We start from the raw sequence: 15,497 nt of genomic DNA, 5'->3' as shown, positions 1-15,497 counted from the left end.
TCGGCGAAGCTCATCTTATGAGCACGCACGATGTCCACCGCAACCCCCTGTCGCCGACCCCGCGCACCACGCTGACCCGCGCCAAGGAACGCGGCGTCACCGATCGCGCCGCACTCGACGATGTGCTCGACGCGGGTCTCATCTGCCACCTCGGTGTGCTGCTCGGCGGGTCGCCGGTCGTGCTGCCCACCATCTACGGGCGCATCGGCGACACCGTCTACCTGCACGGATCCACCGGAGCCGGCAATATGCGCGCCGCGATCGACACCGATATCTCCCTCACCGTGACCCACGTCGACGGGCTGGTGTACGCCCGCTCGGCCATGCACTTCTCGATGAACTACCGCAGCGCGGTGATCCGGGGCAGGGCGGTGCTGGTCACCGACGAGGCCGAGCGCGACAACGCCCTGCGGGTGATCGTCGAGCACGCCGCCCCCGGTGCCTGGGACCGGGTGCGGCCGCCCAACCGCAAGGAGCTGGCGGCGACGATGGTGCTGGCGCTCGACCTCACCGAGGCGTCGGTGAAGGTGCGTACGGGCGGGCCGAACGACGACGAGGGTGACATCGCGGCCGGTGGTGTGTGGGCCGGTGTGCTGCCGCTGCGACAGGTCTGGGGCGAGCCGATCCCGGCCGGCAACCTCGAATCGGGCATCGACGTGCCCGCCGATGTCGCGGACCGGGTGACATCGATCGACGTGCCGGTTCCCTAATTCCCCGCCGCGCCGAGCGCCATCAGATCCTTGGCCGAGACCTCGGGGAGGTAGGCCTTCGTCAGCGCGATGCCGATTCGGGGCAGGTCCGCCTCGTCGCGGTAGCACAGGTACACCGGTTCGTGGCGGGGCTGGAACTTGGCTTTGAACGAATGCAGTGACCGAAAGCCGTAATACGGTTCCATCGCGGCGCCGAGCCCTTCGAGGAGACGATCGATCGGTTCGGCGCCCTCGGTGCTCGCGCTGCGCGCCAGCGGAGCCCCCGACAGCGAAACGATCTCGGCGCCTTCCTCTTTGAACTCCTGGCACGCCGAGGCGATGAGGAATTCCACGACCGGCCGGAAGCCGTCGGGGCGCCTGCGCATCACGTCAAGGGTCCAACCGCGGATCTCGTCGCCGGGGCCGTAGACGGGTAGCCAGGAGGTCACGCCGTGCACGCTGCCCTGGGTGTCGATCGCGAGCCCCACCCGCACGTCCGGGTCCATGGCTTCCTCCACTCCGCCGAGTGTGAATCCCATTTCCGGCAGGCCCTTCTCACCCACCCATTCCTCGGAGATCGCGCGTACCTGGGCGATCACCGCAAACGGCTGATCGCCGAGTTCGACGAGACGGAACTCGATGCCCTCCTTGGTCGCCCGGTTGATCGCCGACCGGATGTCCTGCCAGGCCTTGCCTTTGAACTCGAGCTCGGGCAGGTCGACGATGGTGTCCTCGGCGATCTGCACACTGCGCCACCCGAGCTCGCCCGCGATATCCGCGACGGCCTCGGTGGTGGAGAACAGACACGGAACCAAGCCGTGGGATTCGCACGTGTCGGTGAAGGCGGCGATGGTGTCCGGCAGCAGTTCTTCGGGACCGATCGGGTCGGTGAGCGCGATGACCGTGCCCGCGTGGCGTTGGTAGGCGACGCACCGTTCACCGTCGTCGGCGAACCAGTATTTGTTCTCCGGCCACGTGGTCATCCACGACATGGTGCTGCCGCCGTAGCGGGCGAGCAGGGCGCGCACCGCGTCGCCGGGATCGGCGCCGGTGAGCGCGCCGTCGGAGATCCTGCGCCGGACCGGCACCCGGAACGCGCCGCGGCCGCCGTAGAGCAGGGCCACCTCACCCGCCCACAGCAGGGCGGTCCCGACGGTCACCGCGCCGGTGGTCTCGTAGTCGGTGCCGATGGAAACGCCGAGCAGCACCAGGGTGAGCACCACGTGCAGCAGGCCGTAGCCGAGGGCGACCCACCACGCCCAGTGTCTGCCCTTGCGTAGCTGATCGGCGACCAACCCGATCACCACGACCGTGACGATCGTGCTCCACAGCGAACCGCGTTCGCCCTCGGTGGGGCCGAGCAGGCTGTTGGCGGGGAAGAAATACACCGCCACCGAGGCCGCGGCGATCACCATCAATCCGGCGAAGGCCAGCATGCGCACCTCGCGTCGGGTGCGTGGCCAGAAGCCGTGTTCGGTTCGGCTGAAGAGCTTTTCGCCCGCGGGCAGCCACACGGCGACGGCGATGAGATGCATGAGATCGGCGAAGGTCGATTCGAACAGGAAGGTGATCGCCACGTGTGCCATCAGCAAGGCGCGCACCCGCAGACGCCACGGCGAGCGCAGGGTCGCCGAGACCGCGGCCACCGCCGAGATCGCCGCCGTGGTGAACCCGACATCGCGCACCTCGGAAAGCCGGTCGGCCCACCCGAGATGGGTATGTGCCAGCAGCCCGACCGTCACCGACGCGCCGAGGACCCCGATCAACTGGCCGGACAGGCAGACGAGGGCGGTGCGCACGGTGCCGAGCCGCCACTCCGCCCAGCCGATCGCGGCCGCTGAAAAGATTGCCATGCAGAGGTATTGGACGGGGGTGAGCCCGAAGAACCAGCCCGACAGCGGCGTCCACCACTTGCCCTCGGTGAGCGCGAGCCAGCCGTAGGCGATATCGGGGTACCAGGAACGCTGGTCGAGCCTGCGCCAGAGGCCGCCGGTGGCGAGGCCGAGAATCATGACCGCGACCAGGAAGCCGAGAGTGAACGGCACCCGGCGGATCACGGTGTGCGCCAAGGCGACGCCGCGCGAAGGAGCTGGTTCGGTGGCAACCGCGTCGTCGTTCATGGAACCACCCTTTGCTGCGAGTGCGCCGCACCGGCGCGGTGACGTCTTCTGTGTACCGTATGTCATCGCGGTCGTACGGGGACCGCGATGCGCGCGCTAGGGCGGTCGAGGTGGCATCTGTGGAGGTCAGCGATGACGCGAATCACCGATCTGTCGTTGCTCACCGGATGGCTGCCGGTGGCGCTGACGGTGCTCGGCGCCGTGGGTGCGGTGTGGTTGCTGTTTCCTCGTGTACGGCGGTACGTCACGACGACCATGCCGATCGTGGTGCTGTCCGCCGTGGTGCTCACCGTGGCGCTGTACCTGTTCGTCGAAGAGGTGTGGCAGCCGTTTCCCGATCCGATCGCCGTCTCGGTGTACGTGCTGATCGGGATCGCGGTGGCCGCGGTGCTGCTGGTGGTGCCACGGATTCTGGTGCGCCGGAGTGTGGCGACCGTGGTGGTGACCGTGCTCGCGGCCGGTGTCGTGCTGGTCGCGGTGGGAGTCCGGATCAACCTGGTGTACGCGTCGTATCCGACGGTGGGCGCGGCGCTCGGGGTGGAAGAGGTCGATCGGGTCGAGGCCGGTGAGCTGACCCGGCGCGAGCGGGTGATCAGCGCGCGTCCACTCGAGCCCGCGTGGCAAGCACCCGACGGATTGCCCGACGGCGGGCGGATGCTGACCGCGACCGTACCGCCGACGGCGTCCGGATTCACCGCTCGCGAGGCTCAGATCTATTTGCCGCCCGCCTATTTCGCGGATCCGCGGCCGCTGCTGCCGGTCCTGGTGTTGCTCGCCGGTGAGCCGGGCGCGCCGCAGGACTGGTTCGTCGGTGGGCAGTTGGCCGAGACCATGGATTCCTTCGCCCGTGCGCACAACGGCCTCGCGCCGGTGGTCGTGGTGGCCGACGGGACCGGCTCCCAGCTGGCCAACCCGCTGTGTCTGGACTCCGCGCTCGGTAAGGTCGCCACCTACCTGGCCGTCGACGTGCCCGCTTGGACAAAGGCGAATCTGCAGATCGATCCGGATCCGCGCTCCTGGGCGGTGGGTGGACTGTCCTATGGCGGCACCTGCGCACTGCAACTGGCCACCAACTATCCCGACGTCTATCCCACCTTCCTCGACATCTCCGGTCAGGACGAGCCAACGCTGGGCGACCGGCAGCGCACCGTGGACGCCGCGTTCGGCGGGGATACCGCGGCGCTGCTGCGAGTCAATCCACTCGATCTGCTGCGATCGCGGACCTATCCGGATTCCGCCGGTGCGTTCGTGGTCGGCGCCGATGACGAGATGTATCGGCCGCAGGTGGAGCGGATGTATCAGGCGGCGAAAGACGCGGGGATGGACGTGCATCTGCGGATTCTGCCCGGCGGCCACAACTTCGCGCTGTGGGCGTCCGCGCTGCGCGATCAGCTGCCGTGGTTGGCCACCCGGCTGGGCCTCACACCCTGATCGGTGCCGGATTCCGCGCGGGTCGCCGGAGTACAGTCGACGCATGCCCGAGGCGAAAACCCCAGGTACGGACGCCGGTGACGCAGCAGGGGCGCTCACCGAGAAACACATTTCCGATGCCGCGCTCGCCGTTCTCGACGCGGGCGGCAGGCAGGCTCTGTCCGTCGGGGCGGTGGCGCGGCGGCTCGGGGTCGACGCGGCCGCGGTGCGTGCTCACGTGGGCGGCTCGGATGGGCTCGAACGCGCCGTGATCGAACGCGTGCTGTCGTCGGTGGCGCTCGGGCCGCTCACCGACGACGGCGTGGAGTGGACCGCGGCGGTGGTCCAGTTCGCGCTCAGTGTGCGCGGTCGGCTGTTCGATCACCCCGCGGTGCCGGAGTTGATCATGTCGGGTCCCATGGACAGCCCGTCGGCGGACGGGCCCGCGGCACGAGAAATGGCCGAGTCGTTGTTCGTTTGTCTCGCTCGCGGTGGACTACCGGCGCCCATCCGCGCGCACGGGGTCTACGCGGTGATCGTGTACGTGCTCGGCTCGATCGCCCTCGACGTGGCCGAAACCGACGGAAAGCCGCCGCTGCCAGGGGAATCCGAGCGGATCGCGGCCCGCCGCGCGGCTCTCCACGACCTGGATCCGACCCGGTGGCCGCGCGCCGCGGCGCACCTCGAGGAGATCGCCGACTGGTCCTCCGTCGATCAGTTCGTCTGGGGGCTTCGCGTACTGCTCGTCGGGATGACGGCGACCTGACGCGCGAACGCGCCGCGGCCGAGCAGGGCGGCGAAGGCCAGCAGCCACACGCTCCACAACACGTAGCCGGCGAAGTTGACGACGGCGGCGGGCTCGATGCCGAGGGGGATGACGACGCCGGTCGCGATGGCGGCGGCGCTGGTGTAGCCGAGCGCGGCGAACCACCGCGGGGTGCGCAGGGCCGCGATGACCAGCGCGGTCCAGATCGCGGTGAGGGTGTACCCGGCGGTTTCGCCGAGGAGGGTACCGAGCAGGGCGTGCTGTCGTTCCAAGGTGTCCGCGTCGGTCAGGGTGGGGACCAGCAGCGGCCAGCGCAGCAGCCCGATCGTTTGCACGAGGGCGGCGGCGACGCCCGCTCGCACCGCCCACCGCATCGTGGGGGAGCTGTCCAGCCGGCCGATCAGGACGGACAGCGGGACGAAGGCGCAGGCCGCAGCCGCGAGGAGGGTGAAGAGGGTGACGATCGTGGTCTGCTCGGCCCGGAATCGGGCGAGGACCTCGGTGGCGGGTAGTTGCAGGACGTCGGGATAGTCGAACGTCGTCCCCAGGCCGACGAAGGCGAGGTTCATCAGAATCGGGGCGCCGATGAGCAGAGTGATCGTGGGCCACGGGTTGTTCCGCATGAGAATCCATTCTGACTGTACGGAGTACAGGTAACTGTACGGGGTACAGTCCACCGCATGTCGAAGGTGAAGTCAACAGGTGTCGGCGCGTCGCGGCCGGCTCGACGCTCGTTCACCGAGGAGCAGGTGGTCGACATCGCGCTGCGACTCCTCGACGAGGGCGGCGCCGGGGCACTGTCGATCCGGGCGGTCGCGGGCAAGCTCGGGGTGAATCCCAACGCGGTGTACACCTACGTGGCGAGCCGCGCCGATCTGGAGCGCGCCGTGATCGAACGCGTGCTCTCGGCAGTCGCCCTCGAACCCCTCCGCGATCAGGGTGTGGAGTGGGCCGAGGCGGTGGTCCAGTTCGCGCTCGGCCTGCGCACCGAACTGCTCGCGCATCCGGCGGTCGCGCTGCTGATGATGTCGGGGCCGATGGACGGGCCCGCGGCGAGCGACGTCGGTGAGGCGATGTTCGAGTGCCTGGCTCGGGGCGGGTTGTCCGAGGCGAGGCAGGCGAACGGCGTGTACGCGGTGATCGTGCAGGTGCTGGGCGGGATCGCGCTCACGGTGGCCGAAACCGACGGAAAGCCTCCGCTCACAACGGAATCCGAGCGGGTCGCGCACCGTCGTGACGGGCTGGCCCTGCTCGATGCCGAACGCTGGCCGCGCTCTGCCGCGCAGGTGGACGCGATGGCGGCGTGGAATTCCGAAGATCAGTTCGTCTGGGGGTTGCGTGCCCTGCTCACCGGGATAGCTGCCGGTTGACTACCAGGGTCGGGGGTGTAATCCCGCTGCCGCACAAGCCTTGTCGATGGCATCGAGCAGAGCGTCGTTGTCCGCGGCGAGGCTGACGAGGGCGAGTGTGTAGGTATCGCCGAGGTGGGAGAGGTAGCCCGCGAGTCGGGTGCGGGGGAAAGTGGTGATGTCGGGGTGGATCGCGCGCGCGGCTACTCGGGTGCAGTTGTGCGGCCCGACTTTTCGCACGGCTTCGGGGAGGGCGCCGATGTTGGAGCACAGGATGTCTCGCTCGCCCGCGCCCTTGCTGAGGGTGTGGGCCCAGCGGTCGGGGAGTACCTGGAGGATCTCCTCGGGAAGGCTCGCGGGGCTCGACATTCGGCGCTGATAGGCGGCTTTGGCCTTGTCGCGGATTGTCGCGGGCGAGTCGGCGCGCTGGATCGCGATCTCGGTCATCGCGAGGTCGTTGTCGACGCGTGGTTCGTCGCGGGTGTCCACGGGCAGGCTCGCGATGATCGTCGGATTCGGGAATCCGTTGTGCCACAGAATATTCGCGATCAGGTGGATGAACAGGCTGTTCGCGGTTCCGTCGGCAGTGGCCGCGGTGGTGTCCCAGTGGTCTGCGTCGAAGGTGAGCAGGGTGCTGTGGATTGCGCGATCGATCGACGTGTCGGGGGTGCTGGTTGCGGGTGGCCGCGGGATGCCTCGGCGCAGCGCACATGCGGTGCCGCTGATGATGGTGGTCCATTGGGTCCGCGCGTCAGCCCAGTCCGAAGACGTTGCGCGGGTGCCTTTCCCGCCGCTGTTCAGGTTCTGCTCGGCGGCCGGTGATGCGCGAGTGGGCTCGTCGGCTCCGAGGGAGTCGAGGGCGACGGTGATGGCGTGGATCAGGCCACGGGCATCGGCGAGTGCGTGTGAACACGTCACGGCCACCACGGTTCCGCCGTCGTCCAGGCGCGCGGCCGACAGACGCCATCCCGGGGTGTACTCCGGGTCGAGGTCGGTGCCGAGTCCATCGGCCCAGGGCAGGATCGCGTTCTCGGCGAGTGGCCCCACGCTGCTGGAAGTGCGGTCGTTCGGGCTCATCGGTGTTGTCGGCCAACCGGTTTCGGATGTCCCGACGGCGTTCGGGAGGAGGTCGAGAGGGTGCGCTCCGGTGTTGGGTTGCCAGGCGCGGCGGGCGCCGGGGACTCGCGGGTTGACGACTCTGCGACCCAACCGGCCGCGACGTAAGCGGTCGTGAATCGCTTGCAGGAGGGCGGGTTCCATCGCATCGGTGGTGCGCCAGAGCCCCTGGAGCGCGATGGGGGTGCCCATGCCGCGGTGGGTGCGCAGGAAGATCTCGTCGACGACTGTGAGACGGTCCATCAGCGGCGGTCTGCGCTACCGTGCCTGCCCTCACCCGCGGCGAAGCGGGCGGCGCCGTCGAGCGCACCGCCGGTCAGGGCGGTCAGGCCGTGCCGGAATTCGACGCGCAGCGCCTCTTCCTCGGTGTGACCGTACTGGTCGTACAGGGCGGCGCGGTCGGTGCGCAGACATGTTTGGGGCAGCGCCGCCAGCTGGGCGGCCAGCTCCTCGGCGACGCGGCGGGCATCGCCGGTGGGCACGACCCGGGTGACCAGGCCCATCTGCAGCGCTTCGGGCGCGCTCACCGGGCGGCCGGTGAGGATCATGTCGAGTGCGCGACCTTCGCCGACGATGCGCGGCAGACGCACGGTGCCGCCGTCGATCAGTGGGACGCCCCAGCGGCGGCAGAAGACGCCGAAAGTGGCGTCCTGCTCGGCAATGCGCAGATCGCACCACAGGGCCAGTTCGAGCCCGCCCGCCACGGCGTACCCGGAGACCGCCGCGATCACCGGCTTGGACAGGCGCAGCCGGGTCGGGCCCATCGGACCGTCACCGTCCTCGGCGGCGTGATTGCTGTTCTCGGTGCCGAGGGCTTTGAGGTCGGCGCCGGAGCAGAAGGTGCCGTTCTCGCCCCACAGCACTGCCACCGAGGATGTGGGGTCGGCGTCGAACGCGCGGAAGGCCTCCACCAGCGCGCGGGCGGTCGGGCCGTCCACCGCGTTGCGGGCCTGTGGGCGATCCAGGATCACCGTCGTGACCGGGCCTGCGTGCTCGACGCGCACGGGGGGCGGAGCCGACTGACCGGTCGATGGTTCCATTCCTCGACCATACGGCCAAGGCACCCTTGTGTGAAGAGGTGAATTAGTGGTTCACTTCTTCACATGGTGTACCGCAGGACCCCGGCCGTGCAGGCCCGGCTCGACGCGCAACGGGCGCTGATCGTGCAGGGCGCCACCGGCGTGCTCTCGCGGGACGGGTTCGCCGGGTTGTCGATGGCCGCGGTCGCCGCCGAGGCGGGAATCGCGACCGGCACCGTGTACAAGCAGTTCGAGAACAAGGCCGAGTTGGTAGCGGCGGTGTTCGAGACGGTGGTCGCCCGCGAGGTCGACGCCGTGCGGGCCGCGGTGGCCACCGGTGACGTGGTCGGGCGGGTCACCGCGGCGGTGGAGACCTTCGCCGGTCGTGCGCTGAAGAATCCGAAACTGGCCTATGTCCTGCTGGCCGAGCCCGTCGACCCCGCGGTCGACGCGCAACGGCTGGAATTCCGGCGCGCGTTCGCCGCGTCGTTCGAGACCGCTATCGCACACGGTGTCGCCGAGGGTCGTTTGCCCGCGCAGGACCCGAGCCTCACCGCCGCTGCCCTTGTCGGCGCGATCGGCGAGGTACTCGTCGGGCCGTTGGCGGCGGCTCCGCACGCCGAGACCGTCATTCCGGAATTGGTTGCTTTCGCCGTGCGCGCGCTCGGTGCGCGCCCGGAAACGTTGTAGTCGAAGGAGTTGCAGGACATGCCGACCCACGAAGTGTTCAACCAGGCGCCACCGCTGATCCCCTTCGACGGCGCGCGCAACCCCGCGCTGCTGGAAGGACTGCACCGCGAAGGGGCAGGCTGGGCCGAGGCGGAAGTGCGCGAACTCGGCGCGCTGGCAGGCGGTTTCGAGGCGCAGGAGTGGGGCAGGCTGGCCAACGAGTACCCGCCGGTGCTGCACACCCACGACCGGTGGGGTAATCGGGTCGACGAGGTGGAATTCCACCCGCACTGGCACGACCTGATGAAGGTCGCGGTGGCGCACGGCCTGCACGGTTCGCCGTGGCTGGACGAGCGGCCGGGCGCGCACACCGCTCGCGCCGCCAAGTTCTTCACCTGGGGCGCCGCGGACGCCGGGCACATGTGCCCGATCTCGATGACCTACGCGGTGGTGCCGGCGTTGCGCCACAATCCCGAACTGGCCGCCCGCTTCGAGCCGCTACTCGGTTCACGCACCTACGATTTCGGCCTGCGCGAGCCGTCGACCAAGGCCGGGCTCATCGCGGGTATGTCGATGACGGAGAAGCAGGGCGGCTCGGACGTCCGGGCCAACACCACCACCGCCACCCCACAACCCGATGGTTCGTACCGCATCGTCGGGCACAAGTGGTTCACCTCGGCGCCCATGTCGGACATGTTCCTCACTCTCGCCCAGGCCCCCGGTGGCCTGTCGTGTTTCCTGCTGCCGCGCGTGCTGCCCGACGGCACCCGCAACCCCCTCCGCATCCAGCGACTGAAAGACAAGCTGGGCAACAAGTCCAACGCGTCCTCGGAGATCGAGTACGAGAACGCCACCGGCTGGCTCGTCGGCGCCGAGGGGGCAGGCGTGAAGACGATCATCGAGATGGTCAATATGACCCGCCTCGACTGTGTGATCGGCTCGGCCACCGGCATGCGGCTCGGCGCGGTGACCGCGATCCATCACGCTAGGCATCGAGAAGCCTTCGGCGCCAAGCTGATCGATCAGCCCGCGATGCGCAATGTGCTCGCCGACCTCGTCGTCGAATCGGATGCCGCGACCACGGTGATGATGCGACTGGCCGGCGCCACCGACCGCGCGGGCAGCGATCCGGCCGAAGCGGCGCTGCGCCGGATCGCACTCGCCATCACCAAATACTGGGTCTGCAAGCGTGCTCCCGCCCATGCCGCCGAAGCACTGGAATGTCTCGGCGGCAACGGATATGCCGAGGAATCGGGGATGCCGCGGCTGTACCGCGAGGCGCCGCTCATGTCGATCTGGGAGGGTTCGGGCAATGTGGCGGCGCTGGACGCTCTGCGCGCCATGGGACGTCAGCCCGAGACGGTCGAGGCGTACTTCGCCGAGGTCGGTCTCGCTCGTGGTGCCGATTCGCGCCTCGATGACGCGATCGACCGCGTCGGCAAGGAACTCACCGACCTGGCCGACATCGAATATCGCGCTCGACGCGTCGTGGAGCTGATGGCACTGGTCCTGCAGGGCGCGCAGCTGGTGCGGCACGGACATCCCGCCGTCGCGGATGCCTTCTGCGCGACGCGCCTCGGCGGTGATTGGGGCATCGCGTTCGGCACGCTGCCGGTCGGTGCGGACACCGGCGCGATCCTCGAGCGCGGATTCGTCGACGTGCGCTGAGTCCGATGTACTCACCGATATCCGGTGCGCTCGTCGGTAGGATACCCAGGTGACCTGGGCGAGCGGGGTGCTGTCGGTGAGCGAACTGGCTCAACGGATTCCGATGCGCCGTGAGCGGTTCCTGCTCGGGATCGCCGGGCCGCCCGGCGCCGGGAAGTCGACACTGGCGCAGCGGCTGTGCGCCGAGTCGATCACGTCGGGGCGGCCTGCGGTGGTAGCGCCGATGGACGGCTACCACCTGAGAAATGAGGCGCTGCGGGCGCGCAACGCCCTGGCGCGCAAGGGTGAGCCGGATACCTTCGACGCGGGCGGGTTCGTCGCGGATCTGCGGTTGCTGCGGGAAACACCGGTCGGAGCGCCGGTGCCATGGCCGCTGTTCGATCGCGCGATCGACGAGCCGACCGACGGCGGCGTGGTCGTGTGTGACGAGCGGGTGGTCATCGTCGAGGGCAACTACCTGCTGCTGACCGATGCCGAGGCGCCGGGTTGGGCGGAGGTCCGCGGGCTGCTCGATGCGTGCTGGTACCTGGACGCGCCGCGTGGAGTGCTCACCGAACGACTCATGGACCGCCACACCGCCGGCGGGCGAACGCCGGATCAGGCACGGGAGAAGGTGACGGGGAGCGATCTGCGCAACGTCGATCTCATAGCAGCGAGTAGGGGCCGCGCTGACCACGTGTTGACCGCCGCGGGGCACGGCTACCGGGTAACCTGATCCGTTTCGAACGGGCTGCTCCGACCTGCTCGGCGCGTGTGCGCGGAAATCGGCGGCTTCGGGGCAATCATGGAGTGATGACGCGAGATCGGCGGTTCCCCCATCATGTGATGCGCAATGGTGCGGCGGCGTTTTGCTCGGTGTTGCTGTACTACAGCGTGCCAGTGGGTTGGGCGTTCGAGCTCGACGCGTGGCCGGGGCGGTTGCTGGGGGTGTGTCTGTTCCTGGCCGGGCTCGCGGGAATCGGCTGGCTGGTCTGGCGGCGGATCGATAACTACCTCAGGGCGCCGACCGCCATGGGTGCGCAGGTCGACGGATTACTGCTGCTCGTGTGCGTCGTCGGCGTGGTGTTCGCCCTGTTCTATTTCCGGTTGCAGCAGCTTCATCCGGATCAATTCGACGGGCTCGAAACCCGCACCGATGCACTGTATTACACGCTCGCCACGCTCGGCACCGTCGGTTACGGCGATGTGCACGCCGCCGGTCAGGCGGCGCGGATCGCGACGATGGTGCAGATCGTGTTCGACCTGGTGGTGCTCGGCACCCTGCTCACCATCATCACTACCAGCGTGACCGGCCGGGTCCAAGCCGCGACTCGTGCCGCGCGGGAAGCGCGTGACGTCAGCGGCGGTGCGTCCGATACCACTCGATGAGCTCGTCGGTCGACGAATCACCCACCGACACCGGCTTTTCCGGCCCGCTGAGCAACGGCATCAGGGCCAGCGCCTGCTGCTTGCCCAGTTCGACGCCCCACTGATCGAAGCTGTCGACGCCCCAGATGATGCCCTCGACGAATACCTGGTGCTCGTAGAGCGCGATCAGTTGCCCCAGCGCCGACGGTGTGAGCTCCGCCGCCAGGATCGTGGTGCTCGGCCGGTTGCCCGGCATCACCTTGTGCGGCACCAGTTCCGGGTCGGTGCCCTCGGCCCGGATCTCCTCGGCGGTCTTGCCGAAGGCCAGCACCTTCGACTGCGCGAACAGGTTGCTCATCAGGATGTCCTGCATACTGCCGGTGCCGTCGCGGGTCGGCAGGTCGTCGGTGGACCTGGCGAAGCCGAGGAAGTCGGCGGGGATCAGGCGCGTGCCCTGATGCAGGAGTTGGTAGAAGGCGTGCTGGCCGTTGGTACCCGGCTCGCCCCAGAAGATCTCGCCGGTCGACGAGGTCACCGGAGTGCCGTCGGCGCGCACCGACTTACCGTTGGACTCCATCGTCAATTGCTGCAGATAGGCCGGGAATCGACCCAGGTCGTTCGAATAGGGCAGCACCACACGGGATTCGGCGCCGAAGAAATTCGAGTACCAGACGCCGAGCATCGCCAGCAGCACCGGCGCGTTCTCTTGCAGCGGTGCGGTCGCGAAATGCTTGTCTATGGCGTGCATTCCGCTGAGGAACTCGGCGAACTTCTCCTTGCCGATGGTCACCATCACCGAAAGCCCGATAGCCGAATCCACCGAATAGCGACCGCCGACCCAATCCCAGAAACCGAACATGTGCGCGGTGTCGATTCCGAAGGCGGCCACCCGTTCCGCGTTCGTCGATACCGCGACGAAATGCTTGGCGACCGCTTCCTCGCCCAGCGCGGTGACCAGCCAGCGGCGCGCCGCGGTCGCGTTGGTGAGGGTTTCCAGCGTCGAGAAGGTCTTCGACGCGACGACGAACAGGGTGGTCGCCGGGTCGAGTCCGGCGAGCTTGGCGACCAGATCGGTGGGGTCGACGTTCGAGACGAAACGGGCGGCGATGCCCGCGTCGACATAGTGGCGCAGCGCGCGATAGACCATGTCCGGCCCCAGATCCGAGCCGCCGATGCCGATATTGACGATGGTCTCGATGCGTTTTCCGGTCGCGCCGAGCCACTCGCCCGAGCGCACCGAATCGGCGAATTCGCCCATCCGGTGCAGGACGTCGTGCACCTCGGCGTCGGCGTCGGTGCCGTCGATACAGAGCTGGTCGCCGACCGGAAGGCGCAGCGCGATATGGCCGACAGCGCGGTCTTCGGAAGTGTTGATGTGCTGACCCGAATACATCGCGTCGCGGCGCTGCGGCACACCGGCCGTGTGCGCGAGATCGATGAGCAGGCGCAGAGTTTCGCGGGTCACGCGATGTTTGCTGTAGTCGATGTGCAGGTCGGCCACCCGCAGCGTCAGCTCGTGGCCGCGTTTCGGGTCCTCGGCGAACAGTTGCCGTAGATGCATCGGCGCAACGGTGCGGTGATTGCCGTGCAGTGCCTGCCAGGCCGCCGACGCGGTGATGTCGCTGCTGCTCACGACCCGAGGGTACCGCGTCATCGGCGCGCTGGCGCGCGCGTGTCCGCGGCCCTGAGGGGCCGCCGGTCAGGCACCGGTGCTTGCTCCTTCGTCGCCTACGCACCGGCGCCTGACCGGCGACCCGGCCGCGGACCGGCCACTTCGTGGCCGCCGCTCCCTAGGGGTCGCGGGCGCGGGGAGAGGAAGGTGGTGATCGTCCGACTCGGTGTTCAGGTGTTGGCTGGGGTGGCGGGCTTAGGCTGGGCGCATGGTGTCTGAACGCGATGTACTCGACTTCGTACCCAAGGGTTTGTGGATCGGCTCCGGACCCGTTGAAGCTACCGGGGGTGGGACTTTCGACGTCCGCAATCCGGCCGACGGGGCGGTGATCGCGCAGGTGGCGGACGCGACCCCCGAGGACGCGATGCGGGCGCTCGACGCGGCCGTCGCGGCGGGGGACGCGTGGGCCGCGACGCCGTCGCGGGAACGGGGCGAAATCCTGCGAACGGTGTTCGAGCAGCTGACCGCGCGGGCGGAGGAATTCGCGCTGTTGATGACGCTCGAGATGGGCAAGGCGCTCGCGGAGAGCCGCAATGAAGTCCGCTACGGCGCCGAGTTCTTCCGCTGGAACAGCGAAGAGGCGGTGCGGATTCACGGGCGGTATCTGAACGCGCCCTCGGGCACGGGGCGGATCATGGTCGCCAAGCAGCCGGTGGGGCCGTGCCTGGCGATCACGCCGTGGAATTTCCCCCTCGCCATGGGCACCCGCAAGATCGGGCCCGCGTTGGCGGCGGGCTGCACGATGATCGTCAAGCCCGCCTCGGCGACGCCGCTGACCATGCTGGCGCTGGCCAAGCTCTGTAGCGAAGCGGGCCTGCCCGACGGGGTGCTGTCGGTGGTCACGACGCAGCGTTCCGGGGCTGTCACGGGCCCGCTGATCGACGATCCGCGGCTGCGCAAGCTCACCTTCACCGGCTCCACCGAAGTCGGCAAGAAACTCGTTTCCGCGTCCGCGAACCGGTTGCTGCGCACGTCCATGGAATTGGGCGGCAACGCACCGTTCGTGGTGTTCGACGATGCCGATATCGACGCCGCCGTGGCCGGTGCGATGCAGGCGAAGCTGCGCAACGGCGGCGAAGCGTGCACCGCGGCCAACCGGTTCTACGTCCAGCGTGGTGTGGTCGCCGAGTTCACCGAGAAGTTCGTCGCCGCGATGGCCGACACCGTCGTGATGGGGCCGGGCACCGATTCCGCGACCACCCTCGGCCCGCTGGTGAGCGAGGACCAGCGCGAGATCGTGAGCGACCTGGTCGACGATGCTGTCTCCGTCGGCGCGCGAGTCCTGATCGGCGGTAAGGCCCCCAGCGGTCCGGGGTGGTACTACCCGGCCACGATCCTGGCCGATGTGCCGCCGACCGCCCGCATCCTGCGCGAGGAGGTCTTCGGCCCGGTGGCTCCGATCGTCGCCTTCGATACCGAGGACGAGGGCGTCGCGGCCGCCAACGAGACCGAATACGGGCTGGTCAGCTACGTCTTCACCCGAGACCTCGATCGCGCGCTTCGGATCTCGGAGGCGATGGAAAGCGGCATGGTGGGCGTCAACCGTGGCGTCATCTCCGACCCCGCGGCCCCGTTCGGCGGGGTCAAGGAGTCGGGCTTCGGTCGGGAGGGCGGCACCGAGGGCATCGAGGAATACCTGAACACCAAATACATCGCCCTGACCTGAGCCGGG

Annotated in this window: 14 protein-coding genes; 9 read left to right on the top strand and 5 right to left on the bottom strand. The window is 68.8% G+C overall.

All coding sequences use genetic code 11. The annotated features are described in order from the left end of the window. Window positions 1-17 precede the first annotated feature (17 nt). Window positions 18-710, top strand: a complete 693-nt coding sequence (locus tag OHS03_RS24580) for a pyridoxamine 5'-phosphate oxidase family protein (protein WP_328657359.1) — start codon at window positions 18-20, stop codon at window positions 708-710. Here the strand turns inward: OHS03_RS24580 and OHS03_RS24575 are convergent. Further along, the gene (locus OHS03_RS24575; protein ID WP_328657357.1) at window positions 707-2,809 is read right to left on the bottom strand and encodes a bifunctional lysylphosphatidylglycerol flippase/synthetase MprF; all 2,103 of its coding nucleotides are present in this window, start codon (window positions 2,807-2,809) and stop codon (window positions 707-709) included. The two genes, OHS03_RS24580 and OHS03_RS24575, sit on opposite strands and share 4 nt — an antisense overlap. A gap of 132 nt (window positions 2,810-2,941) precedes the next feature. Here OHS03_RS24575 and OHS03_RS24570 point away from each other — a divergent pair, with 132 nt between their 5' ends. Beyond that, window positions 2,942-4,240, top strand: coding sequence for an alpha/beta hydrolase (locus OHS03_RS24570; RefSeq protein ID WP_328657355.1), 1,299 nt, complete (start codon window positions 2,942-2,944; stop codon window positions 4,238-4,240). A gap of 43 nt (window positions 4,241-4,283) precedes the next feature. Further along, window positions 4,284-4,985: a TetR/AcrR family transcriptional regulator gene (locus OHS03_RS24565; RefSeq protein ID WP_328657353.1), complete on the top strand. Its 702-nt coding sequence runs from the start codon at window positions 4,284-4,286 to the stop codon at window positions 4,983-4,985. On the opposite strand, the gene OHS03_RS24560 is transcribed toward OHS03_RS24565, so the two are convergent. Continuing rightward, window positions 4,934-5,608, bottom strand: a complete 675-nt coding sequence (locus OHS03_RS24560; protein WP_328657352.1) for a DUF4386 family protein — start codon at window positions 5,606-5,608, stop codon at window positions 4,934-4,936. The genes OHS03_RS24565 and OHS03_RS24560 overlap by 52 nt on opposite strands. A 57-nt stretch (window positions 5,609-5,665) precedes the next feature. On the opposite strand from OHS03_RS24560, the gene OHS03_RS24555 reads away from it, so the two are divergent. After that, window positions 5,666-6,355 carry a TetR/AcrR family transcriptional regulator gene (locus OHS03_RS24555; RefSeq protein ID WP_328657350.1) on the top strand — a complete coding sequence of 230 codons (690 nt, stop codon included), beginning with the start codon at window positions 5,666-5,668 and terminating at the stop codon, window positions 6,353-6,355. Here OHS03_RS24555 and OHS03_RS24550 read toward each other — a convergent pair whose 3' ends face one another. Next, window positions 6,356-7,693, bottom strand: coding sequence for a hypothetical protein (locus tag OHS03_RS24550; RefSeq protein ID WP_328657347.1), 1,338 nt, complete (start codon window positions 7,691-7,693; stop codon window positions 6,356-6,358). It lies immediately after the preceding gene. After that, window positions 7,693-8,490 (bottom strand): crotonase/enoyl-CoA hydratase family protein, encoded by a 798-nt coding sequence (locus OHS03_RS24545; protein WP_328657345.1) that lies wholly within the window; start codon window positions 8,488-8,490, stop codon window positions 7,693-7,695. Before OHS03_RS24545 ends, OHS03_RS24550 begins: the two co-directional genes overlap by 1 nt. A 63-nt stretch (window positions 8,491-8,553) precedes the next feature. Between OHS03_RS24545 and OHS03_RS24540 the strand changes: the two genes are divergently transcribed. From OHS03_RS24540 to OHS03_RS24525, 4 genes are all read left to right on the top strand, one after another. After that, on the top strand, window positions 8,554-9,159 hold the full coding sequence (locus OHS03_RS24540; protein ID WP_328657343.1) for a TetR/AcrR family transcriptional regulator: 606 nt from the start codon (window positions 8,554-8,556) through the stop codon (window positions 9,157-9,159). 18 nt (window positions 9,160-9,177) lie between these two features. After that, a complete protein-coding gene (locus OHS03_RS24535) occupies window positions 9,178-10,806 on the top strand; it encodes an acyl-CoA dehydrogenase family protein (protein ID WP_328657341.1) in 1,629 nt (542 codons plus the stop codon). A gap of 49 nt (window positions 10,807-10,855) precedes the next feature. Next, window positions 10,856-11,521, top strand: a complete 666-nt coding sequence (locus tag OHS03_RS24530; RefSeq protein WP_328657339.1) for a nucleoside/nucleotide kinase family protein — start codon at window positions 10,856-10,858, stop codon at window positions 11,519-11,521. A gap of 77 nt (window positions 11,522-11,598) precedes the next feature. Further along, complete coding sequence (locus tag OHS03_RS24525) at window positions 11,599-12,174, top strand: potassium channel family protein (protein ID WP_328657337.1); 576 nt, start codon at window positions 11,599-11,601, stop codon at window positions 12,172-12,174. Here OHS03_RS24525 and pgi read toward each other — a convergent pair. Beyond that, on the bottom strand, window positions 12,143-13,786 hold the full coding sequence (pgi, locus tag OHS03_RS24520) for a glucose-6-phosphate isomerase (RefSeq protein WP_328657335.1): 1,644 nt from the start codon (window positions 13,784-13,786) through the stop codon (window positions 12,143-12,145). The two genes, OHS03_RS24525 and pgi, sit on opposite strands and share 32 nt — an antisense overlap. A 247-nt stretch (window positions 13,787-14,033) precedes the next feature. Between pgi and OHS03_RS24515 the strand changes: the two genes are divergently transcribed. Further along, complete coding sequence (locus OHS03_RS24515) at window positions 14,034-15,491, top strand: NAD-dependent succinate-semialdehyde dehydrogenase (protein ID WP_328657333.1); 1,458 nt, start codon at window positions 14,034-14,036, stop codon at window positions 15,489-15,491. Window positions 15,492-15,497 lie beyond the last annotated feature (6 nt).

The sequence above is a fragment of the Nocardia salmonicida genome, from assembly GCF_036142455.1.
GTDB classification, from domain to species: Bacteria; Actinomycetota; Actinomycetes; order Mycobacteriales; family Mycobacteriaceae; genus Nocardia; species Nocardia salmonicida.
The sequence above is the reverse complement of the archived record's forward strand: the minus strand, read 5'-3'. Positions and strand labels throughout refer to the sequence as shown.

Bases quoted from the DNA above. Each gene is read 5' to 3' on its own strand.
- OHS03_RS24580 (WP_328657359.1), top strand. From the start codon at position 18: ATGAGCACGCACGATGTCCACCGCAACCCCCTGTCGCCGACCCCGCGC.
- OHS03_RS24575 (WP_328657357.1), bottom strand. From the start codon at position 2,809: ATGAACGACGACGCGGTTGCCACCGAACCAGCTCCTTCGCGCGGCGTC.
- OHS03_RS24570 (WP_328657355.1), top strand. From the start codon at position 2,942: ATGACGCGAATCACCGATCTGTCGTTGCTCACCGGATGGCTGCCGGTG.
- OHS03_RS24565 (WP_328657353.1), top strand. From the start codon at position 4,284: ATGCCCGAGGCGAAAACCCCAGGTACGGACGCCGGTGACGCAGCAGGG.
- OHS03_RS24560 (WP_328657352.1), bottom strand. From the start codon at position 5,608: ATGCGGAACAACCCGTGGCCCACGATCACTCTGCTCATCGGCGCCCCG.
- OHS03_RS24555 (WP_328657350.1), top strand. From the start codon at position 5,666: ATGTCGAAGGTGAAGTCAACAGGTGTCGGCGCGTCGCGGCCGGCTCGA.
- OHS03_RS24550 (WP_328657347.1), bottom strand. From the start codon at position 7,693: ATGGACCGTCTCACAGTCGTCGACGAGATCTTCCTGCGCACCCACCGC.
- OHS03_RS24545 (WP_328657345.1), bottom strand. From the start codon at position 8,490: ATGGAACCATCGACCGGTCAGTCGGCTCCGCCCCCCGTGCGCGTCGAG.
- OHS03_RS24540 (WP_328657343.1), top strand. From the start codon at position 8,554: ATGGTGTACCGCAGGACCCCGGCCGTGCAGGCCCGGCTCGACGCGCAA.
- OHS03_RS24535 (WP_328657341.1), top strand. From the start codon at position 9,178: ATGCCGACCCACGAAGTGTTCAACCAGGCGCCACCGCTGATCCCCTTC.
- OHS03_RS24525 (WP_328657337.1), top strand. From the start codon at position 11,599: ATGACGCGAGATCGGCGGTTCCCCCATCATGTGATGCGCAATGGTGCG.
- OHS03_RS24515 (WP_328657333.1), top strand. From the start codon at position 14,034: ATGGTGTCTGAACGCGATGTACTCGACTTCGTACCCAAGGGTTTGTGG.